Here is a 25,253-nt window from a genome sequence, read left to right as displayed (position 1 = left end):
AGATGTGTATAAGAGACAGCCCCTATCTCCCCTACCTCCCCAACCTTGCCCCTTCACTGTCGGCATTCCCACGGCTTCAATAATGTGCCCGTCAGCCAGTCGTAGGAGAAACTTCACCGTACCATCGGGGGCAGTGCTGCGGTGATGAATCTGCGATCGCCCGATGTTTACGTCTGCCATTTCGGTGCGCCACTGTTTAGGAAAAACAGAAATGTCCATCAGCGATCGCGCACCCTGTTGATAGAGCCACTGATGCAACTGCTTACCCCGGTAGGCAGGTTGTCCCTGTTGCTGCATCCAGTCGGTCAGTTCTGCCAGCGATTTGCCGAGGAGGGGAACAGCTTGCTGGGGAGCTTCGGCTACAGTGGGAGTTTCCCAGGGTAGGGGTGCGATCGTGGAGTCAGAGGGGAGAGGGGAGGGCAGAGAAGTCGCAGACATAAAACAAAATTCCTGGTTGGCGCATCTTCCATCTTAAGGGAGCGATCGAATTCGTGGCTGAAATCAATTCGCGTGGCAGACTACTACAAGATGAGCGTGATTAAGGGTGGGGAAGTTTGAGACGAATTCTGCGATCGGTACTGTTGGGCTTGGGAGTCGTCGGGCTAGCAATTTTAGTCAGTTGCCATCCGGCTGAATTTAAAACGGCGGTGGCTGAGAAGCAACTGGTATTGAGTACCCTGACTGATCCGCGTACCTTCAATTACGCCAACAATCAGTCCTTTCCCAATATTTTTCTGTTTGCCTTTGAAGGCTTGACGCGCGAGAACGGTGTCACTGGCGAGGTAGAACCAGCATTAGCCGAGTCTTGGACGATCGCGGCAGACCAAAAACGGATTACTTTCACTTTACGAGACGGGCTGAAGTGGTCAGATGGACAACCACTCACGGCTGATGATGTGGTGTTTACCTATCGGGATATTGTTTTTAACCCAGCGATTCCCGCCGATGCCAAGGATAGTGTGCGAATTGGTACCCAAGGCTTGTTTCCCACCGTCCGGAAGTTGGACGATCGGCGGGTGGAATTTCTCTTACCGGAACCGTTTGCACCCTTTCTGCGAGCGACGGCGGCACCGGATGGCATTCTGATCCAACCCAAGCATGTTTTGGAACCAACGATTCGTCAGAAAGGGAGCGATGGTAATCTTCAGTTTCTATCCACCTGGGGAACAGATACGCCACCGGAAAAAATTGTCGTAAATGGCGCTTACCGGCTGGATAGTTATGTGGCAGGACAGCGTTTGGTATTTCGCCGTAATCCTTACTACTGGCGGCGAGATGCCCAGGGTCAACCGCTCCCCTACATCGATCGCATTGTTTGGCAGTTTATTGAAAATACGGATACGCAATTATTGCGGTTTCGCTCAGGGGAATTGGATGTCATGGGGGATGCCCGTCCCCTGCGTCCCGAATATTATTCATTGCTGAAACGCGAGGAACAACGCGGCAATTTTCAGGTTTATAACGGGGGAGCTTGGTCGGGTATGTTGTATCTGGCGTTTAACCAGAATTCGGCTCGGACAAGCGAAGGCAAGCCGATCGTCGATCCAGTCAAACTGAAGTGGTTTACCAACCTGGCATTTCGGCAGGCGGTTGCCTACGCGATCGACCGCGATCGCATGAATACCAATATTTTCCGTGGGTTAGGAGTCACCCAACATTCGCCCATTTCGGTACAAAGCCCCTACTTTGTCCCCGCCAGTGCGGTGAAAACCTATGATTACGATCCGCAGAAAGCTAAAGCCTTATTGCAGCAAGCCGGATTTCAGTACAATCCGCAGGGACAGTTATTCGATGCTGCCGGGAATCGAGTCCGGTTTAATCTGCTGACCAATGCCGGGAATAAAGTCCGAGAGGCGATCGGGGCTCAAATTAAACAAGATTTAGCTCGGATTGGGATTCAAGTCGATTTCACCCCGATTAATTTCAACACGTTAGGCGAAAAACTCTCCACCAGCCGCGATTGGGAAGCTCACATTATTGGCTTTACGGGTGGGATTGAACCCCATAGTGCGGCGAATTTTTGGATGAGTAACGGGGGTTCTCATTACTTTAATTTAGCCACCCAGCCCGGTCAGCAACCCTTACAAGGTTGGCAACCCACAACATTTGACCAGGAAATCGATCGCTTATTCATCGCGGGTGCCAAAGAACTGGATGAAACCAAACGCAAACAAATTTATGCCCAGTTTCAACAGATTGTTCAGGATGATTTACCGATTATTTTGCTCGTCAATGATTCTGCTTTAATGGCAGCTCGTAACGATTTAGTCGGACTCAAGTATTCGGGTTTACCCAGTTGGGGATTATGGAATATGCCGGAATTACAAATTAACGATCGCTAATCAACTCTCACTGTTCTGTAGCGGCTACGGTAGAAATAAGAAGGATTGTTCATTTCGTTCATTGTTCATTGCAGTTGATTGTGACTCAGCCCGAAGCTATCAAAGATTTACTGAATGCGATCGCCCTTGGTCAGGTTAGCCCTGAAGCTGCCTTAGAAAAACTCAAATTTCTCAACTATGAACCCGTCGAAAACTTTGCCCGGATTGACCATCACCGCGCCCTGCGAACTGGCTTTCCCGAAGTGATCTGGGGTCCCGGCAAAACCCCCGACCAGATTGCCCAAATTATGGAAGTGATGCGTCACCGTACCTCAGTCGTGATGGCAACCCGCATTGAACCAGCCGTGTACGACCAATTGAAAGATGTCGTTCCTGGATTGCATTACTACGCCGCCGCTCGAATTTGTGCGGTACAAGGTAAAAACGAAACCCATCAACCCTATCCCACCCAACCGAAATATGCCGGCACGATCGGGGTGCTATCGGCAGGTACGGCGGATCTGGCGGTGGCTGAAGAAGCGGCGGTCACGGCTGAACTCTGGGGATTTCAGGTGATGCGACTCTGGGATGTCGGAGTCTCTGGCATCCATCGACTGTTGAGTCAACGGGAAACCCTGGCGGCGGCGGATGTTCTCATCGTTGTGGCAGGAATGGAAGGTGCGTTACCCAGTGTCGTGGGCGGGTTAGTCGATTGTCCGGTGATTGCCGTTCCCACCAGTGTTGGCTATGGAGCCAGCTTTAATGGTTTGGCAGCCTTGTTGGCAATGCTGAATTCCTGTGCGGCTGGCATTGGTGTAGTCAACATTGATAATGGGTTTGGTGCCGCCATTCTCGCTGGACAGATCCTCAGAACAGCGAATCGTTTGCATGAACGGCTGAAAACTCAACGGTAATTAGTCCATCCAGCGCACCTGGACAAAGTGAGTCGGACGACCAAAATGATCGTGCATGGGGGTGATGTTAGCGATCGCTAAATTAAATGGAATCGAGGTGGTGATATACCGTTGTGCCAGGGAACCGAGATCGGGAGCCAGAAACGAAGCTGCCGCCGCCGCTGCCCCAAAGCCTACCAGTTGCCCGATCGGGTCGCGAGGCATAAATACAGTCGTACCTAGTGCTAAACCAGCCGTCAGTAACATGCTTACAGATAGGTTGGTGCCGCAGCGAGGATGCACCGCCAGATCCCATTCACCGGAGGTAATTCGTCGCAGGGCAATCTGTACGGCACGACTCAGATCCTCTAGTTGCACTTGACCATACAAATAAAAGCCGCGATCGGTAGACATGCCACCTAACTCCTGCGTATCACTGGTCGCTGGGATGGTAGGTCGGAACCGGGCGCGATCGCTCAAGACCCAAACAGTGGCATGTTCCAGCGCATGAACCTGCCGCAACATCAAAATTTCTTTCAGACCGGGAACGAAGTTAAGCTGCCGCAGTAGATCGGTATCTTGATGCGGTCTTGGCTCAGTAGAGGAATGGGACGGAAATAGCATATCCAGGATATCGGAGTCCCAGAAGCCAGCCGTAGCGGAACCAGAGGTTGATTGAGTCATGGCAGCACAACTCCAAAACAGTCACAATCATGCGGATTCTAACCACTCTAGCGTTTGTGGTGCGGTATGGTAGGGCGTTGTTGCAATTTGTAGTTAATAGCTATATCGGCAGACTGATGTTTCGGAACGGTAAACATTCAACACTAAATAGCGTAGTTATCTAGACATGGTTTTATGAAACAAATCACTACCGCTTTACAGAAAATTTCCTTTGGTCAAATACTAGCAACGGCTTTAGTGAGTTTGACGTTATTGGTGAGTATTGTTTTAGGGCAGTTTGGTGATGACCTCTCGGTGCAGGCGGCAACCATGACCCCGGAAGCGAGCCGTTATCAGATCGATCGCAGTAATACCGAAGTGCGAATTAACCCCGAACAAATCAAGGATCAAGCAGAGGCAACGGGGGGTGGTTTACTGGATACGGTGCGGGAGAAACTGAACTTAGATGAACCGCTGCCGGAAGGCACGAAAGCCTTCTTCAAGCAGGTGCGGGGTGAAGATGTGGAAGTGCAAGAACAGATTCCTTCCGGCAAGGGTGAAGAGCCGTTGAACGAGTAGTTCAAGCGGGTTTGATCGGTAATAGATGATATGTAAAGGCACTCCCAGGGGTGCCTTTATTCGTGGAAGTCTTCATGAAAATAACCCCTGCCCAACCTAAACCAGAAACTCGATCGACGATCCTCTTCGTTTCCAGGTAGTAGCACAGGGATTGCCTCAGACCACTTCTAGCGATCGCCAAGTTACTTTTTAGCTTTTCTCTTGGATTTGGTTTCCGCCTCAGCTTCTTCCGCCGCCGGAGCCACTTTTTCCTTAAACAATTTTCCGGCTGAGAAGGCTGGAACCGTTGTGGCAGGAATTTTAATTGGCTTTCCGGTGCTGGGATTGCGACCTTCGCGGGCTTGACGTTGCCGTGCCTCAAAGGTGCCAAACCCAACCAGTGTCACCTTATCACCCGAGGAAACCGTGTCCATAATCGTGTCCATCACGGCACTGAGAACCATGTCTGCATCTTTTTTAGTCACAGACGCTTTGTGGGCGATCGCATCTACCAATTCACTCTTGTTCATTAGGAAAGCCTCTTGCCAGATTCAAAATTGTGCAGAGATTATAGTGCAGTTGTTGAAAGATGAGTCATCTAAACAACATTTCTCAGCAGAATTGTTGAAGAAAAACAAAAATTATTTGCTATTAGCCTCTAAATCAGAAATAAGTTATAACAGAGAGCTTCCTAATTACCTCTTGACAACGCTGAGGATCGCCGCCGTTTCTTTAGGTCTTTAAATCAGATTTCGCATTTCTGCTAACGCTGTCGAGCCAGGAATCGCGCTTTAGGGTGATTTACTTTAGAGGGCGTTTGAAAAGTCACAATCGTTATCTGAACTGCCCCCTAACCCCCCAATTCTGGGGGGAACCGGATTCAAAGTCCCCCAGAATTGGGGGATTTAGGGGGCTAGTGCAATCGTTTTGATACTTTTAAAACATCCTCTTAGAACAGTCGCAATTTACGACAAGGCTAAATTATGGATACTAAAGCTTTAGACGTTAAAGAATTTCTCGCCCAGTTTGATGCCAACCAGATCATTGCTCAACCGGGTTCTAAGATCAGGCTAAAGGATTTTGATCCGGGATACACTGCCAAGCTGAAAAAAGCTGATGTTGAAGGCGTGTTACAGGTTGGCATCGATCGCTTAGCGTACTACCAGGATATTCTGTATGCCCAAAATACCTATGCGCTGCTGATTATTCTGCAAGCGATGGATGCGGCAGGAAAGGATGGGGTAATCAAGCATGTGATGTCGGGGTTGAATCCCCAGGGTTGCCAGGTGTTTAGCTTTAAAGCGCCTTCAGCCGAAGAATTAGACCATGACTACCTCTGGCGATCGTTTAAAGCCCTGCCCGAACGGGGACGGATTGGAATTTTTAACCGCTCCTATTATGAAGAAGTTTTAGTGGTGCGGGTGCATCCCGAGATTCTGGAAAAACAACAACTACCACCGGAAGCAAAAGGGAAAAAGATTTGGCAACAGCGCTTTGAGGAAATCAACAACTTTGAGAAGTATCTAGTAGACAATGGCATTTTAGTGCTAAAGTTCTTTCTCAATGTGTCTAAAGATGAACAGAAACGGCGATTTTTAGAACGCATCGATCGCCCGGAAAAAAATTGGAAATTTTCTACTGCCGATGCCAAAGAACGCTTGTTGTGGGATGACTATATGAAGGCGTATGAAGATCTGTTTACCCACACCAGTACGAAATGGGCACCCTGGCATATCATCCCGGCCGATCGCAAATGGTTTAGCCGTTTAACGGTGGCTTACTTCATTCATGAAAAACTGAAATCTTTGAATCTTGCCTATCCCACTGTGAGTGAGGCTCACCGGGAGGAATTGTTGCGGGTCAAAGCCATGCTAGAAAGCGAGTCGTGAGCGGGACACTATTCGCGGGTCACCGATCGCAGTAACCAGTGTTGCCATTGCCAAACGACGGTAGCCCCGATCGTGGCACTCAATAAGCCAAATCCCACATGCTCCTGCCCGCCCAGAAATCCCAGAATACTGGTCAGCCCTAAGGCGATCGTCAGTCCTTTGGCGATCGCTAACATCCGCTGAACGGCGGTTGTGGCATCGGTGACCCGTTGAATTAGGTCGGTATCATTACCAAGATGAACTGGAGAATGCAGCCGATCCTGAAGGGATTCATACTTGATCCAATCGACCTGGTAATAGGTGCCTAATTCGGCATCCCGGAGATTAGCGACGGAATGTAGACCAAATCGCTTGGCATGGGCGATCGCTTCCCGAATTTGCTTTTTCGTCGCAAGCGGCTGAAATGCTTCAAACACCGATTCCCGATAGACCCCTGTTTTTGCCATTTCAATAATCCGCTGGCTCAATTCTGTCACCGATAGCCGTCGCGTGATCACATCCATACCACTATCCAACTCAAACTGCCCTTTAATATAGTAACCACGTACTAGAAAATCGAGTCTGCCATTGCACCACAATATGATTTATTGATTTATCGATCAATTCCTCCGAGCAAACCTGAAAAAGCCAGGATAATTAAGGTAGCGACTCGCAAATCCGACTGGAGGAGTTCATTATGCCGTATGAATGCGACCTGAATACAGGACAGCGGATTTATTTAGATTGTCAAGGGAACCAAACGATCGTCACCCTGAGTAGTAGCCAACCCGGACAGCAACAGCAATCGAGTTGCGGATTTCAAACGGGGGCTTGGACAGCACCGCCACAAATCTTTCAGACTCCCGGTGGTGCCATGATTAAAATTACCACTGCCCAAACGGAGTCGCTGATTCAAATCCAGGGTACCTATATGGGCATGAGTCATGATGTTTCGGCGATCGGGAGCGCCCACTCAGTGCAAATGCGTCAGGTTGCCAGTGCTTCTACAACATCCATGCCACCGATGCAGCCAATGCAGCCAATGAAAATGGGTGACATGCAGATGACTATGAATCCCATGACGATGCAAATGGGCAATATGGGGATGCAAATGGGATCCCCTCCGACACCACCCTCCCCAACCGCCCAGGAACGCCGATTTTGTAGCCAATGTGGAACACGAGTAGAACCTAACGATCGCTTTTGTTCTAATTGTGGGCATCAGTTCTAAACCCGTCTTCCCTCCGGAAAATCCCTCAATTTACTTGAATAAAATTTATTGTTAGATCTAAGTCATGCTGCCATGACACGACGTGTGGATTGGCGATCCCTGATCACTCAGAATCCAATGATTCAGTGACCAGTGTTCTGTAATGGCAACAGAGGTACAGGGAACATCTACATCTAAAATTTTCTCTAGTAGTAAATAAGTGGGGTAGTGGCACTCGTATGGCTAAATTGAATCGTCGGCAGCTTTTGGTGACGGGCTTAGGGGCAGGGGCTGCTAGTGCGGCAGCGATCGCACATCACATGGTTGTTGACACAGATCCGGTAGCCGCTCAACCCATTCACGCGCAAGTTGTGACTGACGCGGTAGAGTCCCTATTTGATTACGATGGCGATGTAGAGACGGGAGGAGAAGATCGGCTCAATCCTCCCACCAGTCAAGCAATTCAGCCAACTATTCCCTACGATCGCGATATCTCAAAATTACTGGTGTTATGTAGCCAACTGGCATTAGAACAGTTTCAAGCTGGGGAAAGGAATCCCCGGTACAACGGCAACATTCGCTCGCTACCCAGTTATAGCAACACCCTCGATCGGTATACGCAAACTACCTCGATCTCTGTCATGGATGATGGGAGTAATCTCCCGGTCGAACTGCGGGTGGCGCGGTCTTTACTGGGCGGTCCTGGTCAAAACGTACCTGTCTACTTCGGCTTTGTTTTAAAGAGTGCAGACCACAATATTGTGGTGTTTCGCGGTACACAGACAACCAGAGATTGGTTGGCGAATCTTCAGTTGGAGCAGTCCGATTATATGCAAGCCGGAATCAATCAGGGGCGAGTGCATCGGGGATTTTTCCGGCTATACAATACCCTCGCTCCCCAAACTTTGAATGCTGTGAATCAATTGGATCCCAGGATTCCTTGCTACATCACGGGTTACAGCTTAGGGGGAGCATTAGCAACCCTGGCAGCCGCCGATCTAGCGGCAAACAATCCCAAACTCAAAGATCAACTGCGGCTCTATACCTACGCCTCCCCTAGAGTCGGCAATCCTGCCTTTGCGAACTTCTATGAACAGATGGTTCCCAATACCTATCGCATCATTAATTTGACCGATACCGTGGTAATGGTGCCCCCCTCAGAAGTCCGCAACCAGGAGTACCGCCATGTGGGGCAACCCTGGTCATTTGTTTTTTACACGGGAGACATCGCGCCTAACCATGCCATCACGCTGTACCGTGCCGCCATTAATGACAGCTTTGAGAATTACCAAGCCTAGGGGGGCGATCGTTGCCCACTTCCGTACTCGATCGCGTCCCTCTCCTACTAGCCGCCTGTGGTTAGCGGGAGAGAGTCAGGTTTGCCTTTGCGATCACCAGAAATGTTAATTTTTGTTAACAGATTTGCTTTTACTGGCAAACGGTAGTGTAATATACAGAAAGATAAATCGTTCATCTTCCTTGCATTGACTAAAACCTCTAGACGACTTGAATCGATCTACGGGTTCGCAGGGTAAGGCAAGACGGAAGTAGGGAAACTCCCGAAGGAACGCGCCTCAAATCTCAACAGATCTTTTTGGAGGCGACGATGAAACTCTCTTATCGAGGTATTAGCTACGAAGTAAATCCTGCAACAGCCAGTGTCAAACCACCTGTTCCAGCGTCTGATCTGAAGTATCGCGGAGCTAGCTATCGGTTAGGCGAAGTGGCAAAAGCTGAGTCCCAGAATGCGATTCTGACCTATCGGGGCATGTCCTATTCCCCTGAAGCTGCTAATATGACGGCTGCTGTTGCACCGAAGGCTGTCGATCTAAAGTATCGCGGAACCAGCTATCGGTTAGGTGAAGTGGCAAAAGCAGAATCTCAAAATGCGATTCTGACCTACCGGGGTATGGACTCCCAGCAACCGGCAGTTGAAGCTGTCGTTGATGCCCCTGTTATGTCAATGCAAGATCAAGCTCGGGTACTCACCATGAATCATTTCCGGGCATTGAAAAACCGGCAGCAAACGGTTTTCAATCGGTCTTGGAACTCGGTTGTGTTTAGCTAATTGTTTGATTCAGGATTCTGTCACCCTCAGTTAATCTCTTAACTGAACCTATCAAAGGGGCACAAGCAACTGTGCCTCTTTGTGTGTTTAAACCAGATTTACCGCCTCCTGGCTCAGCGTCATAATCTGTTCAAATTGAAAGTTTTCAGCCAGATTGACTAGGGCAAGTTTCATCGCCTGATGCTCTGGTGGAATCTCTTGTACCAGTTCCAGAACAAGTAAATCATTACCTTGCAGCGCAGCACGATTTAATTGTTGCAACCAGGCTTGCGGCATAATTTGCAGGCTGATGCTGGTTAGACGATCGCGGCTACTGGGTTCTCCGATGGCTGCATTTGAAAGTTGAAATTCGGCTGTTGCAGACCCCGAAGGCTCAAACTCTTCATAGAGATATTGAACTCCCAAGTATTGGCTCATCTTGCCCAGTAATTCGCTGGTTTGAAACGGCTTGCGAACAAAATCATCACATCCAGCCGCTAAAATCGCTTGCCGTTTTTCCTCAAATGCGCTGGCGGTGAGCGCAATGATTACCGTTTCGTGATCGGTATCCTGTTGTTTAATTTGCCGTGTGGCTTCGTACCCATCCATAACTGGCATACGCATATCCATCCAGATCAGGTGTGGTCGCCAACGTTGCCAAAGCGCGATCGCTTCTGCCCCATTTACGGCCTCCTGCACCTCAAATCCCAACGGCTGGAGCAATTTAGTTAAAAGCAAGCGATTGGTGGCATTATCTTCCACTACTAAAATGCGGTAGTCAGGTTGGTTAGGAGCCAGTCCAATTACCCGCTGCCCTTTAGTAGAAGTGAGGTTGACCTGAGGTTTCAGGGCTGGACGCACCCGAATGGTGAACTGAAAGGTGGAGCCTTGCCCAACCACACTTTCTACTCTGATTGTGCCTCCCATCAATTGGACAAATTTTTGGCTGATCGGCAGACCTAAGCCAGTTCCCTGCCCCGATTTCATGCCAGTTTTGGTTTGTCCGAAGGCAGTAAACAACTTATCCATTTCATTGGAAGCAATCCCCGATCCGGTATCAATGATTTGGAAGTTTAAAGGTAGGACAGAGGTCACATCCGGGCTGGACTCCGAACGGTCTGGAGCTAAACGAACGCGTAAGGTTACCTTACCCTGCGCTGTAAACTTAATCGCATTGCCAACCAGGTTGATTAAAACTTGGCGTAGTTTATTTTCGTCCGTGTGAATCAGTTGGGGGACGGTTGGTTCACACTCAACGATTAGTTCCAGTCCTTTAGAGATGGCTTTCAATTGCAGCATATCTCGCAGGTTGTCTAGCAAATAGTAAAGGTCGAAGTCTGTTTCCGCTAAGGTGGCTTTTCCAGCTTCAATCTTAGACATGTCCAAAATGTCATTAATTAAGTCCAATAGATGTTCGCCACTGCGACTAATAATGCTGGTGAATTCCTGATGTTTGCTCGCCAGTTCAGGATCACGGTTCATTAATTGGGCAAACCCCAGAATGGCATTCAGCGGAGTCCGCAGTTCGTGACTCATATTTGCCAGAAACTCACTTTTTGCCCGATTTGCTACATCCGCCGCTTCCTTCGCTTTTTGTAATTCAGCCGACTGCTGTTGGGTTTGAGCTAAGAGTTCGGCTTGCTGAATGGCAACTCCCAATTGGTTACTAATTTGCGTCACCATTTTAATTTCGGTGTTCTCCCATTCTCTGGGCTGGGAGTTTTGATAGGTTGCCAATAACCCCCAAAGCTGCTTGCCACAGAAAATCGGCACAATGATATATGCTCGCGTCTGGAACCGTTCTAGTAATTCGATATAGCAGGGAGTAAATTCGGCGGCATAAATATCCGGTACACAACGGTAGCTGACCCCGCGACGATACATGCCGCCCTGGGTGTCCTGTAGGTAGGTATCTTGAATCAGCGTATCCTGGCTATCTAATCTCTTAACAACGCACTTTGGTTCATCCACAGTGACTTGAGTTAAGGCGGGCTCGGAGTATTGTGCCTGGAGTAAGGGCTGCCAACCCTCTACTAAAGACTCTGAGACAAATTCACCACTCCAATCCGGGTTGAAGCGGTACACGACTACCCGATCGCAGTTCAGGGCTTGCCGCAGTTCTTGAGTCGTCGTGTTAAAAATTTGCTCTAAATCCAACGTTTGCCGCATACGTTGAATCACTCGAATCAGTGTGCGCTCCCGATCTGCCATTTGTCGTAGCGCCACTTCTGCCTGTTTCTGGCTGGTAATGTCGCTAAAGGTACAAACAACCTGCTCAACGTGACCATCCTTTGTACATTGAGGTGTAACATGCACGAGTAACCACCGGGATTCGCGGGTGCCGGGTGGTCGCCAGCCCATGATCACATCATGAATTGGCTGACGGCGGGCGATCGCTTGTTGGACAGGTAATTCGCTGGCTATAAACGGAGTACCGTCTTCCTTCAGCCAGGTAGCGAGTTTGCCAAACGGCAACGGTTGACTCGCATCTTCAGTGAGGGTAAGGAGATCAGCCGCAACGGGATTCCAAACCACAATCTCAGTCTGGGGATTCAGGAGCAGTATGCCAACCGGGATCTCCCGAATTAAGGATTGAAATTGGTGATCCTGCCCCTGTAAGAAGCGCTGACGTTTGAACCAGGCAACGATACCGATCGCCAACCCTAGTCCCACTAAGATCACCGTATAATTACTGACCATGCTGTAACCTATTGTTTCCTCGATCGAGATCGACCGTAGCTATCATCTTACCGATTGCCTGCCTGGGTGACGGGCATTAGCGTGGATCAAACCTGTGATAATCTCCCGACTTGCCCCCCGTTTTACTCACCAAATGAATCCCTTCAATTTGCATAGATTTCTCTAATCCCTTTGCCATGTCATAGAGTGTCAGAGCCGCGATCGACACTGCCGTCAGGGCTTCCATTTCCACTCCCGTTTCCGCTTTTGTTTTTACCTCTGCCCGAATCTGATATCCCGGCAAATCCGGATCCGCCTCTAAGTGAACTTCTACTTTTTGTAAGGGAAGCGAATGACAGAGGGGAATCAACTGAGCCGTTTGTTTGGCTGCCATAATCCCGGCTAACCGGGCAGTTCCCAACACATCCCCTTTCGGAGCATTGCCTGCCGCGATCGCCGCTAATGTCGCTGGTTGCATCCGTACCCGACCAACGGCAACTGCCTGCCTGACGGTTTGAGGTTTGCCGGACACATCAACCATCTGAGCCTCTCCCTGGGCATCCAGATGGGTTAAAGCTGAGTTGGTTACGGCGGATTCAGAATGATTTGGCAAAAGGTTTGACATCTTCAGTCAGTGTTGTTAGAATTAGAGACGTTGCAAGGGCGTGTAGCTCAGTGGACTAGAGCACGTGGCTACGGACCACGGTGTCGGGGGTTCGAATCCCTCCTCGCCCGTTTACTATTATCCATCGTTGGGGCATCCTAGCTGTAGTTGGTTATGCGGGTAGGTAGTACGCTAAGAAGTAGAAGGCGGTTCTTCCTACCAGGCATTGGGCGATCGCCTCAGCCATCTTCCATGCATTGTTCCACCCATGTGCCGAGTTCCTATATCTGCACTCACACAGAGGATCTGCTCCCAAGCTGGAAGTGTCCGGTGGCATCTGTGCTAATCGTGCTGCAATTTTCGGCATGTGATTTGCGAGATCACACGGCTGCAACGGAAGCTGAAAAACAAAAACTGCGGCAGCAATTTCTAGCATTTGGGTCTACGGTGGTCAATCGCCTGCGGCAGTTTGGCTACCAGACAGAGTTGTTTGATCCTAAAACTGGCTTACCTACCTTGTCTCCTCCCGGTACGTTGCATCTGGATGATGTAGCGGTTGTACGAGATTGCCTGGGCTATCCTACCCAGGGGCAGTGTGGTTGCTCCGTCATTCTCCATCCTACGTGGGGAGCGGCAGTCTACCCTTCAGTATTGCTCTCCTCGGCACCACCGGAGTTGGTCAGATGGGTGACTGAGGATATGGTTGCCAGAGGTGGCTGAGGGGATAGGGTGGTCGATCGCCTGAGGTTATCGGCATACCACCAGTCTTTGATCAGCGGTGGCAGCTTCACCCAATACAACGTCATCACTAGTGGTTCCTGGGACAACGGTTGTTGTCCCACAATTTCGACGCTATAGGATGGAAAGTGATGAGTTGCCAGATCAACAATCAAGCGTCTGCCAATCCGTCGCCAACTGGGTTCCTTGCCCCGCCATTGCAGCCGACAACAGGGCCAGGGCAGTTGCTCGCGATCGAATAACCGACAACAGGGCCCAATAATTCGGTAGCTGAAGTGACAACCAGGGCTGGAAATTATTTGTCCCGCTGCAAGCGGATGGCAGATTGCCGAAGGATGGCTGTTCATCAGGTCGTGTGAGTTGATGATCCGTTCAGAATTGTTTTTTTCTGGTAAAGCTGGTGGATTGCCAAAACCAGGGGGGTACACTGCATGGAATGAGACCGCACTTGAGGGCGCTAGCGCCGCAACTAGGAGAAATCATCGATGGATAATGTACAGTCAGACATTGGGGTGCTTTCAACCGTAGAAACTCAGGATTTAGCCGCCTTACAAGCGATCTTGGAACATGCGATCGCGGACGGTAAAATCTCGCGTCAGGAAATGGATCGCATCCGAGCAGCCGTGTTTGCCGATGGCAAAATGTCGGTTGAGGAAGCAGAACTGTACAGAAGGTTCATCATCGAGAAGTTTAAACGCGGCGAACTGGAAATTGAATCCTAGATCTTACGCTACGATTTGTCCTGGGAGATCATACCCACTATGCCGTTGATTGCTCGAAGGTAATCCGCCGGAGCCAGCAAAATTTGGCAACCCCGCACTCCCGCAGATACCGAGATCACATCAAAGATTTGAGCGAATTCATCCACATAGACGGGATAGGCCTTCTTGCAGGCTAGAGCGGTCACGCCACCCCGAATATACCCAGTTAATGGCTGTACCTCCTTCAGGGGCACAGGTTCCACGCTGCGATTGCCCGACAAGTTTGCCAGGGCTTTCAAATCAAGCTGTGTATTGCCGGGAATTACAGCGAGTAAAATGCCTGTGCGATCGCCGCGTACCACCAGGGTTTTAAACACCTGTTCTGGTGGCAGGTGAATCTTCTCGGCAACCGTTTCTGCCGCTAAATCATTGGGATCAACCTCATACTCCCGCAGTTCGTAGGGAATCGTGAGAGTATCCAAGATGCGAATGGCATTCGTCTTCATCGGGAACAAAAAGTGGTAGGGTCAAGTACAGAGCGATCGCTATAATTTTTTGAATCGGCTGTTTTGTATTCAGTCATGACCCAAACATACACTGTAGAAATTCATCATCAAGGGAACGTTCACACGATTCAAGTCCCGGAAGACAAAACGGTACTGGATGTCGCGAATAATGTGGCTGGTTTGGATCTGCCCAGTTCCTGTACGGCAGGAGTTTGTACCACCTGTGCGGCGTTGCTCCTGGAAGGAACCGTAGAGCAGGGAGACGGAATGGGCATTAGTCCCGAATTACAAGCCCAGGGCTATACATTACTCTGTGTGGCTTACCCCCGCTCAGATCTGAAATTAGAGACGGACAAGGAAGATACGGTGTACCATCTTCAGTTCGGACAGTTCCAGCAAAAATAACGGCAACTCTAACCAGGTGATTTATGACGACTCACTTTATTACCGCAGAAATTGATCTTCAGGCATCTCCAGTCGAAATGCAGCAGGCGATCGAGGCAGAGTTGCAAAAACGCGGTGAGCCGTTGCGTTGGGCGGTGACTGATGTGGATGCGGAGCGCCAGAAAGCACTCGTTGAGGCGATTGTCACCCAAGCGGACACTGAGTGAACCGTCCCTATACCGTTTTACTGATTGTGCCTACAGGGATTGGGGCGGCGATCGGGGGCTATGCCGGAGATGCGTTACCTGTAGCGCGAGCAATGGCACAAGTTGCCGATCGCCTGATTACCCATCCCAATGTCCTGAATGGGGCTCAACTCTACTGGAATTTACCGAATGCCCTGTATGTGGAGGGGTTTGGGCTGGATCAGGTTGCCGCCGGACGGTGGGGCTTACGTCCAGTCCAGCAAAATCGCATGGGTTTGGTGCTGGATCAAGGGATTGAACCTGACCTGAGACTACGTCAGCTTCAAGCCGCCGATGCCACTCGGGCAACGTTAGGTTTGGATCTGACCGAGTATGTTGTCACAGATGCGCCCCTGAATGTCAGCCTGAAAACAGCAGCATCGGGAGCCACTTGGGGCACGATCGAGCATCCAGATAGCCTGTTACGTGCCGTGGATAAACTGATCCACCAGGCTGGGGCGCAGGCGATCGCGGTAGTGGCTCGGTTTCCTGATGATCCGGGTAGCATCGCGTTACAGCACTATCGTCAGGGGCAGGGGGTTGATCCCCTGGCGGGAGCCGAAGCCGTGATCAGTCATTTGGTCGTCCGTACCTTTCAGATTCCCTGTGCCCATGCTCCGGCATTATCTCCGTTGCCATTGGACAGCACAATTTCTCCGCGATCGGCGGCAGAAGAATTGGGCTATACCTTTCTACCCTGTGTCCTGGTAGGGTTAAGTCGGGCTCCCCAATTTATCGGGGCTAACTCAAAGCCTCAGCCTGGAGATGTTTGGGCCGAGCAAATTGATGCGGCGGTGATTCCAGCAACCGCCTGTGGTGGCAGTGCCATCTTCAGCTTGAGCCAATCCGCAACTCGAATTGTTACTGTGATGGAGAACACAACGACTCTACAGGTCACTCCAGAGCGGTTAAATATTTCAGTCTTGCCAGTGCGATCGTATCTGGAGGCGATCGGGGTGTTAGTGTGCGATCGGGCTGGCCTCCGTCCTACGGCGCTGAATCCAACCATTACTCCGCTCCAGGGTTTGGTAGATTGGTAGTGGTTAAAGTATCATTATTATTCTTAACTAACTTAATCTAGTGGCAGACATCAATCCTGAACCCCCTGAACTGGAACCCTTGACTCGCACCCAGGTATTAATTGCCATGGGAGTTACTGGCATTGTCTTACTGCTGATCACCAAACTCTGGATTCACTTTGGCAATGCCTATGTCCTGCCGTTGCGCTGGTCGGGCTTGGCACTCCTGCAAGGCATTGGATTGGGGATCGGGATTACCCTTGCCAGTTCCCTGATTTATACGGTCTGGGCGGGTTATCGGCAAAGTGCCGACTACTATCTGCAACTGGTGCTAAAACCCCTTGTATTACCAGACTTGATCTGGTTAGGGCTGTTACCGGGGTTAAGTGAGGAACTGCTGTTTCGGGGTGTAATGTTACCCGCGATCGGACTCAATCTGGAAGGACTGATTTTCTCCAGTCTGTGCTTTGGGGTATTGCACCTCAGCAGTCCCCGGCAGTGGCCCTACGTGGTCTGGGCAACGACGATCGGATCTGTGTTAGGGATCAGCGCCATAATGACCAATAACCTACTCGTGCCGATCGTGGCGCATGTGGCGACGAATTTAATCTCCAGCAGTCTGTGGAAATGGACCGATCTCCGCCATCATGGTGTCCCAGATTAGCGGCGACTATTCTTCATCCCATAGAGATTGGGTGTACCCCAGTTGAGTTGCCGCCTTCTGTTCGTCACTGGTCAGATCTTCCCAGTAGCGATCGTCGGAGTCCGGGGCATCGGTTTCTTCTTCCCAGCTTGCCTCATCCCAACCCAACGCTGCCCATAGCGCCTGTTCCGCACTATTCATATCGACCCAACTTAAATCATCCCAAGCGGTACTGGGATCCCCTTTAACATCACGAACGGTTGCCATTGATACCTCTGATTCGATAAATAATCTTTAGCCAATTTACCTTGTCTGGAGCATTTCTTGACGTTGGCGAGAATAATCGGCAGCTTTGGCAACATCTCCTAACGCGAAGTAAGCGACTTTTAAGCTCCCCAACACCTGCTCTTCCACCCGATGATCCTGCATCCGTCGTGCGATCGCTAAGCGTTGTTCGTAGTATTCGATCGCGGTGGCATAGTTCCCTAGCGCGTCGTAGGCAACGCCAATGCTGCCCAGGGCTTGTTCTTCGCTACGCTGGTCGTTGATGGCGCGGGCGACTATTAACCGCTGTTTGTTGTACTCGATCGCCCAATGATAGTCACCCAGGGCATAATAGGTGTTTCCCAGATTCCGCAGAATTTGTCCTTCGGTGCGATGATCATTGACTTCCCGCGCTAAAGCCAGACGTTGCTGATAGTAATCGATTGCCTTCGGGTAATCTCCCAGGGCATAACAGGCATTCCCCAGGTTTTTCAGAATCTGTTCCTCGACGCGATCGTCGCCCACTTCCCGCGCCATGATCAAACTGCGTTCTTCGTAGTGAATTGCGATCGCCGCATTACCTAACGCTTTGTAGGCCAGTCCCAGGTTATTCAGCGCTGCCATTTCACCGCGTCGATCCTGAATTTCTTGGGCAACAGCCAGACTTTGCTGCTGGTATTCGATCGACTTTTCCATCTCTTTCAGATGGCGATAGGCATTGCCCAGGGTTGCCAGAATTTTGATAATGTTGCGGCGGTCTTGCACCCTCTGAGCCAGTGTTAAGGCGGATTGGGAATACTTAATCGCCTTGGCATAATGCTTCATGGTGTAGTAGGTCTGTCCCAGACTACTTAACACCCTGACCTGTCCGGCTTCATCGCGCAACTGTTGATACAGGGCATAGGCCTGCTGGAGCGATTCCAAAGCCATCTCAAACTGATTCGCCTGGTATTGCTCATAGCCCTGGTTCAGGAGGCGTTCGGCAACGACTAACGGAGTTTGCAGGGGATGGGCGATCGCAGGCGGCAGATCGTCAGGAACCACTGTTTCGCGAGAAACAACAGGAAATTCGGCACCCGCTTTGGGCAGACCGTTCGGCGGTTCAGGTATGGGAGACTGAAAGCAGTTATCCATGATCTGTGCCTCTCACTTCAGATGGCTCAACTGGGTTGTTCCAGAAAGAGACCTTAACCCGTTCTAGTCAAGACTATCCTGTCTGGTGACTTGGAGAACTCAGTAATCTCTCCGGCTTTACTGCGGTATTCTCAAACTGCTATCCGTATTCTCCCTCAGCCTATCAGGGAATAAAATCCGGTCGCAAGCGCGATCGCAACTATCCGCCGCCTGAGAAGCTGAGGTACTGATCCTATCGCTACAGAAGTGCCAAACTAGAGAATTCTGACGATTGACAGCCGATGCCACCCTAATGACCCATGCTTAACCGTTAGCCTAGCGAAACCACGGGGGCTTGTCTGTAAAGTTTCGATGTAACAATCGGCACCACTGATGAATTTATGCTTCAACAAAAGCCGCTGGACCCACCAGAGAAATATGAGGTGATGTGAAATACTTCTGGGCAACGGTTTGAGCAAATTCAGCCGTGGTAGCGGTTACCTGTTCCTGAAAGATTGCATCAAATTGAATGCCCAACTTTAAGGTTTCGTACCAGCCGAAGATTTGAGCAATTTGGGCGTTAGTTTGTTTCCCGAGGGCGTATTGCCCCAGTAGTTTATTTTTGGCGGCTTCCAGTTCTTCACGGGTAAGCAGGGTGGCTTGCAGCCGATCGACTTCATGCCGTAAGCCATCTAAAGCGATTTGAGTATTTTCGGGCGCTGTGCCCATGTAAGCCACAAATTGGGCGGGATATAGGCGAGTGGTATAGAAGGCTGACACTTCATACGCTAACCCCCGCTTTTCCCGCAGTTCCACGAATAAGCGACTGGATAGACCATTCCCTAGATAGGTGTTTAATAGTTTCAGGGTGGCATATTCCTGCGTACTCAAACTTGCCTGAGTCGGATCAGTCAGGGTACCAATCCCCGGAGCCAGATAGCCCAGCATAATGATCGATTGCTGCGTCTCCTGGGCGATCGCTTTAGTCAAAGGTTGGGTTACGACGGGAGGCAGATCCAGGGTGGGCAGAGGATCGGCAGGCGGTTGCCAATCACCAAACACCTGCTGCACGAGCTGAATCGCCGCATCGGCTTGAATCCGTCCCGACAAACTAATAACGATGTTATCGGGACGAAAGTGAGTTTGATGGTAGTGATGTAGATCCTCGGCTTGCAATTGAGCTACCGAGTTAATTGTCCCCAGACCGGGCAAAGCATAGGGATGTTCCCCATACATCATCCATCGCAACTGATCAAACGCGATCGTAAAGGGTTGTTCCTGCTGTGAGCGGATTGCCTGTAAGGTGAGGCGGCGTTCCAATTCCAGTTCTGACTCCGGAAAACTGGGCGATCGCAGTAACTCGCTGGCTAATTTCAGAATGTTTTCAAAATCCGCCGATACCGTTTTCAGGCTCAAGAGAAAGTAATCGGTTGTGGCATCGGTGCTGAGGCTGGCTCCAACCGATTCAACCTGTTCGGCAATTTCCAGGGAAGATAAACGGTTTGTGCCCTTGGTTAGTACGGCGGCAATTAGATGGGATAGTCCTGCCTGATGGGGGAGTTCCCAGCGGCTACCTGCCCGAACAAAGACCCGAGCCGCAATGATGTCTGCTGTAGGGTTTTCAGCCATGAGCACTACCATTCCGTTATCTAAAACGGTGCGGTGAATACCCTGAAGCTGCTGAGAGTAGGTTGAACCAGGAGTCACGAAATTATCCTTCAAGAATCAGCAAAAGTTGTGCACAGGAGCGGCAGACACCCAACGGTAGATAGGCTCGAGGCAGGAGGGCATTAGATCGGGGCTGAATTATCCAGCCTGTTTCTCCCCGTACTGCCTTACCTACCCTATCGCTGTCCTCTACCAATGGTTTTCTTCTCCAGGCTTACGTCGGTCTCACGATGACTGCCGCATAGTGATAAGGAGACAAGTATTGCCCCGCCAGCCGTTGCAAATCCTCCGATCTCAGGGCACGGATCTGTTGGGGATAGCTAGCGACCAATTCGGGACGAGCAATGACACTGTAATAGCCGTATAGACCTGCCAGTTGGCTGGGGGTTTCGGTGGAAAAGGCATGATCGTTACACAGAAGCCGTTTACAGCGTTCGAGTTCTGCCTCAGAGACAGGAACAGCCGCCAGTTCCGACAGCCGATCGCCAATGATTGCCTCGACCCGCTCTAAATTTTCGGCATCTAACCAGGCAGAGATGGTAAATAGCCCCGATTCGCGTTGGAGCGAGAAACTACTGCCGATCGCCTGGACTAAATTCCGTTCTTCGCGCAGTTCCCGGACTAACCGAGACATCCGCCCTTCCGCCAGCAGCACCGAGATTACATCTAATCCATAGGCTGCCTGTAACTGCTCCTCCTGACTCCGCAGGGGTGAATCCACTCCGGGCCCTAGCCATCCCATCATCAGCCGAGCTTGTTCCAATCGGGGTAGCCGGAGTTCCTGCCGATAAATACTGGGAATCGGGGGTTCAGCGTCGGGGAGCGGACAGGGACAGGCGGTTGGCAAGGGAAAGTTGGAGAAGTTGCGAGCCATCAGGTCGATCGCCTGGTCTTGCTCAATATTGCCGACCACCACGATCGTCATATTCTCGGGTTGATAGTGTGCCTGGTGGAAGCAGCGCATTTCCATCGGCAAGTGGCGCAGTAACAACTCTTCGGTTCCCAGGATCGGTCGCCCATAGGGATGATGCTGATAAACGGCTTCTGCCAGCGCTTGAAAGGCAACACAATCGGGATTGTCGTAGGATTGGCGAATTTCCTCTAGCACTACATCCCGTTCGCGATCGAATTCCTCATCGGGAATTGCCGCATTTAAGAGAATTTCTGCCAGGTAGGGGAGGGTTTCCTCCAGGTGCTGATCGGCAGTGGTAATAAAGTAGTGGGCATAGTCATGACTCGTGGCAGCGTTGGTCATGCCTCCCCGGTACTCGATCGCCCAATCAAACGCTCCTGGTGGTAAGCGTTCCGTTCCTTTAAAGATCATGTGCTCCAGAAAGTGAGCCATGCCACACCACTCGTTGGGTTCGGCGATCGCTCCTGCCTTCACCCAAACATCTACCGCCGCAACTGGCATCGCGGGCGTGTATTGGTGAATAACGGTTAATCCGTTATCCAGTTGTATCCGGCTAGCCGGAAAGGTAGAACAGTCTAAAAGGTTTACCAAACTCGCGATACCTGGATTCCTAATGGATCTAACCTAACACCTCATTTATAGAAAATTATAAGGAGTTTGATGTCTACTTAATCCTTACTTAACTCTTTTGTTTATTACTGGAGTCTGCCGGAGGAGGGTTGTACACTTCAAAAGACGGTTCCCACTGCGATCGATTGTCCCACCAGGTAAAAATCAACCGCTCAAGCCGAAAAGGATGCATTAGACTGCTTGCAGGGTTAATCGCAGTGGTTTATGTCAGATCCAATTTTGGTGCGGGGACACAGTAGCCGAGCCGCCATTCGGGAGTTGCAACGGCTGTTAAATCGCAAAGGAGCCTATCCAGCCTTACCTGAAGATGGGTTGTTTGACGACCAAACGGAGGCTGCTGTCCGACATTTTCAATGGACCCATGATTTATTACCGGATGGTCAGGTTGGCAATCACACCTGGGCTACCCTGCGATCGGCTCCCGATTCGCCCCCCCATCCCCCCTCGACTCACCCGATTTTAGGGTATGGATCGACCCATGCCGCCGTGTATGAACTGCAAGTGCGGTTAAATATCGCCAGTGTGCGACTGTCGTTGGTGGTAGATGGAGTCTTTGGTGGGAAAACACTGAAAGCGGTACAACAGTTTCAATGGCGGACGAATTTACCGATTCATGGCACTGTGGATCACACGACCTGGGCAACGTTATTAGATGCCATGCCAGCGGCAGTCAATCATCGCTCAACGGCGATAGCCCTGGATCACAACAATTTATCCTTACAAGCGATCGCGGAAATGGATGCCGAAACCTGGAAGCAACTGACGGAATCATCAACAGCACTATCGGCGGATCCAGATGAGGGGCTTGATCGAGACAAACCAAAAAGTCTGAATACCCTGGATGAACTATTCCCACCCATCGTTGCAGAGACGGCTGAAAACCGCTCATCCTCAGCAGCCATAACCACTGCCCTGCCCCAGGTCGATCCGGACGTGAAACACCCGTTATTACGACGGGGCGATCGAGAATCTGCTGAAGACAGTAATGGAGCCGTCCACACCCTCCAGCGCCTTTTACAGCAAAAGGTGAATCCGCGCCTGGAAGTCAATGGTAACTTTGACGATCGCACCTATCGCACCGTGATTCATTTTCAGCGGTTGCACCATCTCATTCCCACCGGAGAAGTGAATGAGGTGACTTGGAAAAAGCTCTTGCAGCCTGTGATGGAGCCGTCCGTGACGGAGCATGTTGCTGTCAGCGATCGGGCTGGAGAAGCACCGCCACCCTGGTCAGAAGCGGCGATTACCACCGGGCAGCCTCCCCTCCGTCGCCTGTTCTTTCCGCAGTGGCGCGGACCCCGAACCCCCAAGGGCAGACCCTATTTGATCCCTGAAGTGCGGGAACCCGAGGGGCAACAGGGCCCGATTCATGAACTGCAAACCCTATTAACGGCAAGTGATATACCGGGACTTGCGATCGATGGGTATTTTGGCTATGGGACATTCCAGGCCGTCAAAAGCTTCCAGAACCAGCAGGGGTTAATCCTCACGGATGGACGGGTGGGAGATGAAACCTGGGATCGCTTGCTGGAACTGGCAATGGGACAACCCGTACCGTTACCCAATTCGGCTCCTAATGCCGCGATTACCCTCGCCACCTTAGGCAAATATTACGATCCGAAAAATTACCCCCATCAAACCAGTGCCTTTTTGTGGCTACAAAGCCAAATTCCGCCAGAGATTTTTAATACCTTTGTGGCGTACTGGCGGAATCCAAATTGAGGCATTAGTGCGATCGCCCTTCCAGGCTACCTTTTTGCCGAACCGTTGATTGGCGTTGGGCTTTCATATTGAGCAGTTCGGGGACGGTGACAAAGCGATAGCCTCGACGCTTTAAAGTGTCGATGACTTGCGGCAGCGCTTCTACCGTCGGGCTGCGATCGCCACCCCCATCATGCATTAACACAATGCCACCGGGTTTGGTGTTTTTCAGCACATTATCCACAATGATCGGGGCGGAAACGTAGTAGTCCTCCGAGTCGGCAGACCACATTGTGACGGTATAACCCTGTTGTTTCGCATAGTTCGCTAACCCTCCTTCTAAATTGCCACCGGGAGGTCGCATTAGAGTGCTTTTTACCCCTGTGATTTCGTGCATGAGTCTGGCGGTGTTGCCTAATTCCTGAGCGGCGGTTGCTTCATCCATGTTATGCATGAAATGCTGCCAGGTATGATTGCCGATCGCATGTCCGGCGGCTACCACTTTTTTGGCAATCTCTGGGTTGTTTTGCAGCGGAATACCGACCCAGTAGAAGGTTCCTTTAATATCGTGTTGCTTGAGAATATCGAGGATCTGCTCGGTGGTGTTCGGCCAAGGCCCATCATCAAAGGTGAGGGCAACGACTTTCTCTGTACCTACGGAATTGACATCATAGACAACTTGACCTTTGTACTCGTCGGGAGCCGTAAAGGTGAGGGATTGCGGTTGAATCGGTTTGGCACGAGCAATTTCAGTTTTGCGATTGGTATCAGGAACCGCTCCGGGATTTTGCACTGCCGTAATTGGGGCAGACTGAGCTGTTTGCTCCGTGGGAGATGGCTCCATCTTAAAGCCGGTTGCTTCCAGGTAGAGGAACCAGTAGCACAGGATGAATCCGGCAAAGGCAAACCGATTCAGCAGGAAGGAACGGAGAATTCTAAACCGGACTTGCGCGGCACTGGAACGGTGGGCAGAGCGCCGCGATCGCCGTTTGCCATTCGCGGGGGTACTGATGCGAACCGATTGTTGCCACAACACATCCGTTTCTCCCGCCATCCGAGCAATCACCCGCACATCCCGAATTGCTGATGAATTCAGTGTCCACAGGCGGTAACAAATGAACCGCACCAGGGTTTGACGTAAGGTGACACAGCGATCGCGCCGCCGCTGCTGATGGAAATTGACAAAGATTTTGAGACCCCCAGAGCGAGTCGCTTCAGCCTGGATGTAGATCCCCTGGGGCGCTAACAGGCTGTTGATCCAATAGGCGATCGCTCGAAAATTTCCTTGCCGCGCTAACTCCAGGATAGATGGTTGATAGTGACTATTTGAGTAAGCCATTCCTCTCTCAACACCAACTTAATTCCGACAACTGAACTACTGAATACCGTGATTTAACTTAAGACAACTACATAAATTCGCCGGGATCCCAGATCCACATCGAGCATGACTACAGATTTAGCAATCCTCAATGAGCGAGCATCTGCAACCCCAACTTGGCGATCGTAATCCTTATCCTGTACCCATTTCGCTTGATTTCGTTGACTGTCGCCTACACAGGTTACACGCTAACCGCAGAATTGCAGCAGGAGAATTTCAATTTCAAAGATTGAGAATTGTAAATATCTGGGGGGCATGGAATTGAGAATCGACGATCGCGGCTGCTAGAACTCAACGATCCCTCTAGATCGGGGCACTCTAGAGAAGTCACCCTGACCAGACCCAGTAGCCCGGTTGAGGAGGCAGCTTAAATGCAGCTTGTAGAACGACGGCGATGACTAAACTGATCCAGCGATCGCGGTATCTTTACCCCTATAAATTCTTGAATGAATAGGGTGATCCCTATTTTTTTCACTCAACAAAATTTTTAATTTAACCACCATTCAC

At 50.6% G+C, this 25,253-nt stretch carries 26 protein-coding genes, 1 tRNA gene, 1 pseudogene and 1 riboswitch; of the genes and pseudogenes, 15 read left to right on the top strand and 13 right to left on the bottom strand.

The window, feature by feature from the left end; genetic code table 11:
* Nucleotides 1-438 (bottom strand): annotated as a pseudogene (locus ACN4EK_RS07485) (hypothetical protein); the annotation flags it as partial.
* 116 nt (nt 439-554) lie between these two features.
* Here ACN4EK_RS07485 and ACN4EK_RS07480 point away from each other — a divergent pair.
* Together ACN4EK_RS07480 and larB are read left to right on the top strand one after the other, a co-directional pair.
* The gene (locus ACN4EK_RS07480) at nt 555-2,342 is read left to right on the top strand and encodes an ABC transporter substrate-binding protein (RefSeq protein ID WP_431657168.1); all 1,788 of its coding nucleotides are present in this window, start codon (nt 555-557) and stop codon (nt 2,340-2,342) included.
* 80 nt (nt 2,343-2,422) lie between these two features.
* On the top strand, nt 2,423-3,235 hold the full coding sequence (larB, locus tag ACN4EK_RS07475; RefSeq protein ID WP_431657166.1) for a nickel pincer cofactor biosynthesis protein LarB: 813 nt from the start codon (nt 2,423-2,425) through the stop codon (nt 3,233-3,235).
* Here the strand turns inward: larB and ACN4EK_RS07470 are convergent, their stop codons facing one another.
* Entirely contained in the window at nt 3,236-3,898 is a 663-nt protein-coding gene (locus ACN4EK_RS07470; RefSeq protein ID WP_431657164.1) for a DUF6391 domain-containing protein, read from the bottom strand. It lies immediately after the preceding gene.
* Between the two features lie 174 nt (nt 3,899-4,072).
* Here ACN4EK_RS07470 and ACN4EK_RS07465 point away from each other — a divergent pair, with 174 nt between their 5' ends.
* On the top strand, nt 4,073-4,456 hold the full coding sequence (locus tag ACN4EK_RS07465; RefSeq protein WP_431657162.1) for a hypothetical protein: 384 nt from the start codon (nt 4,073-4,075) through the stop codon (nt 4,454-4,456).
* A gap of 182 nt (nt 4,457-4,638) precedes the next feature.
* Here the strand turns inward: ACN4EK_RS07465 and ACN4EK_RS07460 are convergent, their stop codons facing one another.
* Complete coding sequence (locus ACN4EK_RS07460; RefSeq protein WP_431657160.1) at nt 4,639-4,965, bottom strand: HU family DNA-binding protein; 327 nt, start codon at nt 4,963-4,965, stop codon at nt 4,639-4,641.
* A 453-nt stretch (nt 4,966-5,418) separates the two neighbouring features.
* Between ACN4EK_RS07460 and ACN4EK_RS07455 the strand changes: the two genes are divergently transcribed.
* Nucleotides 5,419-6,324 carry a polyphosphate kinase 2 family protein gene (locus ACN4EK_RS07455; RefSeq protein WP_431657158.1) on the top strand — a complete coding sequence of 302 codons (906 nt, stop codon included), beginning with the start codon at nt 5,419-5,421 and terminating at the stop codon, nt 6,322-6,324.
* Nucleotides 6,325-6,332: 8 nt separating this feature from the next.
* Here the strand turns inward: ACN4EK_RS07455 and ACN4EK_RS07450 are convergent, their stop codons facing one another.
* Nucleotides 6,333-6,827, bottom strand: a complete 495-nt coding sequence (locus tag ACN4EK_RS07450) for a hypothetical protein (protein ID WP_431657156.1) — start codon at nt 6,825-6,827, stop codon at nt 6,333-6,335.
* 173 nt (nt 6,828-7,000) lie between these two features.
* Here ACN4EK_RS07450 and ACN4EK_RS07445 point away from each other — a divergent pair, with 173 nt between their 5' ends.
* The 3 genes from ACN4EK_RS07445 (at nt 7,001) to ACN4EK_RS07435 (ending at nt 9,581) form a co-directional block, all read left to right on the top strand.
* The gene (locus ACN4EK_RS07445) at nt 7,001-7,534 is read left to right on the top strand and encodes a zinc ribbon domain-containing protein (RefSeq protein ID WP_431657154.1); all 534 of its coding nucleotides are present in this window, start codon (nt 7,001-7,003) and stop codon (nt 7,532-7,534) included.
* Nucleotides 7,535-7,752: 218 nt separating this feature from the next.
* Nucleotides 7,753-8,811, top strand: a complete 1,059-nt coding sequence (locus tag ACN4EK_RS07440; RefSeq protein ID WP_431657152.1) for a lipase family protein — start codon at nt 7,753-7,755, stop codon at nt 8,809-8,811.
* A 167-nt stretch (nt 8,812-8,978) separates the two neighbouring features.
* Nucleotides 8,979-9,087: riboswitch (Glutamine riboswitch) on the top strand.
* A 32-nt stretch (nt 9,088-9,119) separates the two neighbouring features.
* Nucleotides 9,120-9,581 carry a DUF4278 domain-containing protein gene (locus tag ACN4EK_RS07435; protein ID WP_431657150.1) on the top strand — a complete coding sequence of 154 codons (462 nt, stop codon included), beginning with the start codon at nt 9,120-9,122 and terminating at the stop codon, nt 9,579-9,581.
* An 87-nt stretch (nt 9,582-9,668) separates the two neighbouring features.
* On the opposite strand, the gene ACN4EK_RS07430 is transcribed toward ACN4EK_RS07435, so the two are convergent.
* On the bottom strand, nt 9,669-12,260 hold the full coding sequence (locus ACN4EK_RS07430) for a response regulator (protein ID WP_431657148.1): 2,592 nt from the start codon (nt 12,258-12,260) through the stop codon (nt 9,669-9,671).
* Nucleotides 12,261-12,336: 76 nt separating this feature from the next.
* A complete protein-coding gene (moaC, locus tag ACN4EK_RS07425; RefSeq protein ID WP_431657146.1) occupies nt 12,337-12,852 on the bottom strand; it encodes a cyclic pyranopterin monophosphate synthase MoaC in 516 nt (171 codons plus the stop codon).
* A 48-nt stretch (nt 12,853-12,900) separates the two neighbouring features.
* Here moaC and ACN4EK_RS07420 point away from each other — a divergent pair.
* A tRNA-Arg gene (locus ACN4EK_RS07420) sits at nt 12,901-12,974 on the top strand.
* 43 nt (nt 12,975-13,017) lie between these two features.
* Nucleotides 13,018-13,563, top strand: coding sequence for a methylmalonic aciduria and homocystinuria type D protein (locus ACN4EK_RS07415; RefSeq protein ID WP_431657144.1), 546 nt, complete (start codon nt 13,018-13,020; stop codon nt 13,561-13,563).
* On the opposite strand, the gene ACN4EK_RS07410 is transcribed toward ACN4EK_RS07415, so the two are convergent.
* Complete coding sequence (locus tag ACN4EK_RS07410) at nt 13,482-13,928, bottom strand: hypothetical protein (protein ID WP_431657142.1); 447 nt, start codon at nt 13,926-13,928, stop codon at nt 13,482-13,484. The genes ACN4EK_RS07415 and ACN4EK_RS07410 overlap by 82 nt on opposite strands.
* 138 nt (nt 13,929-14,066) lie before the next feature.
* On the opposite strand from ACN4EK_RS07410, the gene ACN4EK_RS07405 reads away from it, so the two are divergent.
* Nucleotides 14,067-14,303 carry a hypothetical protein gene (locus ACN4EK_RS07405; protein WP_431657140.1) on the top strand — a complete coding sequence of 79 codons (237 nt, stop codon included), beginning with the start codon at nt 14,067-14,069 and terminating at the stop codon, nt 14,301-14,303.
* Nucleotides 14,304-14,311: 8 nt separating this feature from the next.
* Here the strand turns inward: ACN4EK_RS07405 and ybaK are convergent, their stop codons facing one another.
* The gene (gene ybaK / locus ACN4EK_RS07400) at nt 14,312-14,788 is read right to left on the bottom strand and encodes a Cys-tRNA(Pro) deacylase (protein WP_431657138.1); all 477 of its coding nucleotides are present in this window, start codon (nt 14,786-14,788) and stop codon (nt 14,312-14,314) included.
* A 75-nt stretch (nt 14,789-14,863) separates the two neighbouring features.
* Here ybaK and ACN4EK_RS07395 point away from each other — a divergent pair, with 75 nt between their 5' ends.
* Genes ACN4EK_RS07395 through ACN4EK_RS07380 form a run of 4 tightly spaced genes read left to right on the top strand, consistent with a single transcriptional unit; the run spans nt 14,864 to nt 17,100 of the window.
* Nucleotides 14,864-15,193 (top strand): 2Fe-2S iron-sulfur cluster-binding protein, encoded by a 330-nt coding sequence (locus ACN4EK_RS07395; protein WP_431657136.1) that lies wholly within the window; start codon nt 14,864-14,866, stop codon nt 15,191-15,193.
* A 23-nt stretch (nt 15,194-15,216) separates the two neighbouring features.
* The gene (locus ACN4EK_RS07390) at nt 15,217-15,399 is read left to right on the top strand and encodes a hypothetical protein (protein ID WP_431657134.1); all 183 of its coding nucleotides are present in this window, start codon (nt 15,217-15,219) and stop codon (nt 15,397-15,399) included.
* Complete coding sequence (locus ACN4EK_RS07385) at nt 15,396-16,457, top strand: DUF3326 domain-containing protein (protein ID WP_431657132.1); 1,062 nt, start codon at nt 15,396-15,398, stop codon at nt 16,455-16,457. Before ACN4EK_RS07390 ends, ACN4EK_RS07385 begins: the two co-directional genes overlap by 4 nt.
* A 40-nt stretch (nt 16,458-16,497) precedes the next feature.
* Complete coding sequence (locus ACN4EK_RS07380) at nt 16,498-17,100, top strand: CPBP family intramembrane glutamic endopeptidase (RefSeq protein WP_431657130.1); 603 nt, start codon at nt 16,498-16,500, stop codon at nt 17,098-17,100.
* Nucleotides 17,101-17,106: 6 nt separating this feature from the next.
* Here ACN4EK_RS07380 and ACN4EK_RS07375 read toward each other — a convergent pair whose 3' ends face one another.
* From ACN4EK_RS07375 to ACN4EK_RS07360, 4 genes are all read right to left on the bottom strand, one after another.
* Nucleotides 17,107-17,346, bottom strand: coding sequence for a hypothetical protein (locus ACN4EK_RS07375; RefSeq protein WP_431657128.1), 240 nt, complete (start codon nt 17,344-17,346; stop codon nt 17,107-17,109).
* Between the two features lie 36 nt (nt 17,347-17,382).
* Complete coding sequence (locus ACN4EK_RS07370) at nt 17,383-18,477, bottom strand: tetratricopeptide repeat protein (protein ID WP_431657126.1); 1,095 nt, start codon at nt 18,475-18,477, stop codon at nt 17,383-17,385.
* Nucleotides 18,478-18,855: 378 nt separating this feature from the next.
* On the bottom strand, nt 18,856-20,163 hold the full coding sequence (locus ACN4EK_RS07365) for a M16 family metallopeptidase (RefSeq protein ID WP_431657124.1): 1,308 nt from the start codon (nt 20,161-20,163) through the stop codon (nt 18,856-18,858).
* A 175-nt stretch (nt 20,164-20,338) separates the two neighbouring features.
* Nucleotides 20,339-21,628 carry a M16 family metallopeptidase gene (locus ACN4EK_RS07360; protein WP_431657122.1) on the bottom strand — a complete coding sequence of 430 codons (1,290 nt, stop codon included), beginning with the start codon at nt 21,626-21,628 and terminating at the stop codon, nt 20,339-20,341.
* A gap of 243 nt (nt 21,629-21,871) precedes the next feature.
* On the opposite strand from ACN4EK_RS07360, the gene ACN4EK_RS07355 reads away from it, so the two are divergent.
* Entirely contained in the window at nt 21,872-23,389 is a 1,518-nt protein-coding gene (locus ACN4EK_RS07355; protein ID WP_431657120.1) for a peptidoglycan-binding domain-containing protein, read from the top strand.
* A gap of 4 nt (nt 23,390-23,393) precedes the next feature.
* On the opposite strand, the gene ACN4EK_RS07350 is transcribed toward ACN4EK_RS07355, so the two are convergent.
* Nucleotides 23,394-24,707 (bottom strand): polysaccharide deacetylase family protein, encoded by a 1,314-nt coding sequence (locus ACN4EK_RS07350; protein WP_431657118.1) that lies wholly within the window; start codon nt 24,705-24,707, stop codon nt 23,394-23,396.
* Nucleotides 24,708-25,253 lie beyond the last annotated feature (546 nt).

The organism is Pantanalinema rosaneae CENA516 (assembly GCF_050753385.1).
GTDB lineage: Bacteria > Cyanobacteriota > Cyanobacteriia > Leptolyngbyales > Leptolyngbyaceae > Pantanalinema > Pantanalinema rosaneae.
The sequence above is the reverse complement of the archived record's forward strand: the minus strand, read 5'-3'. Positions and strand labels throughout refer to the sequence as shown.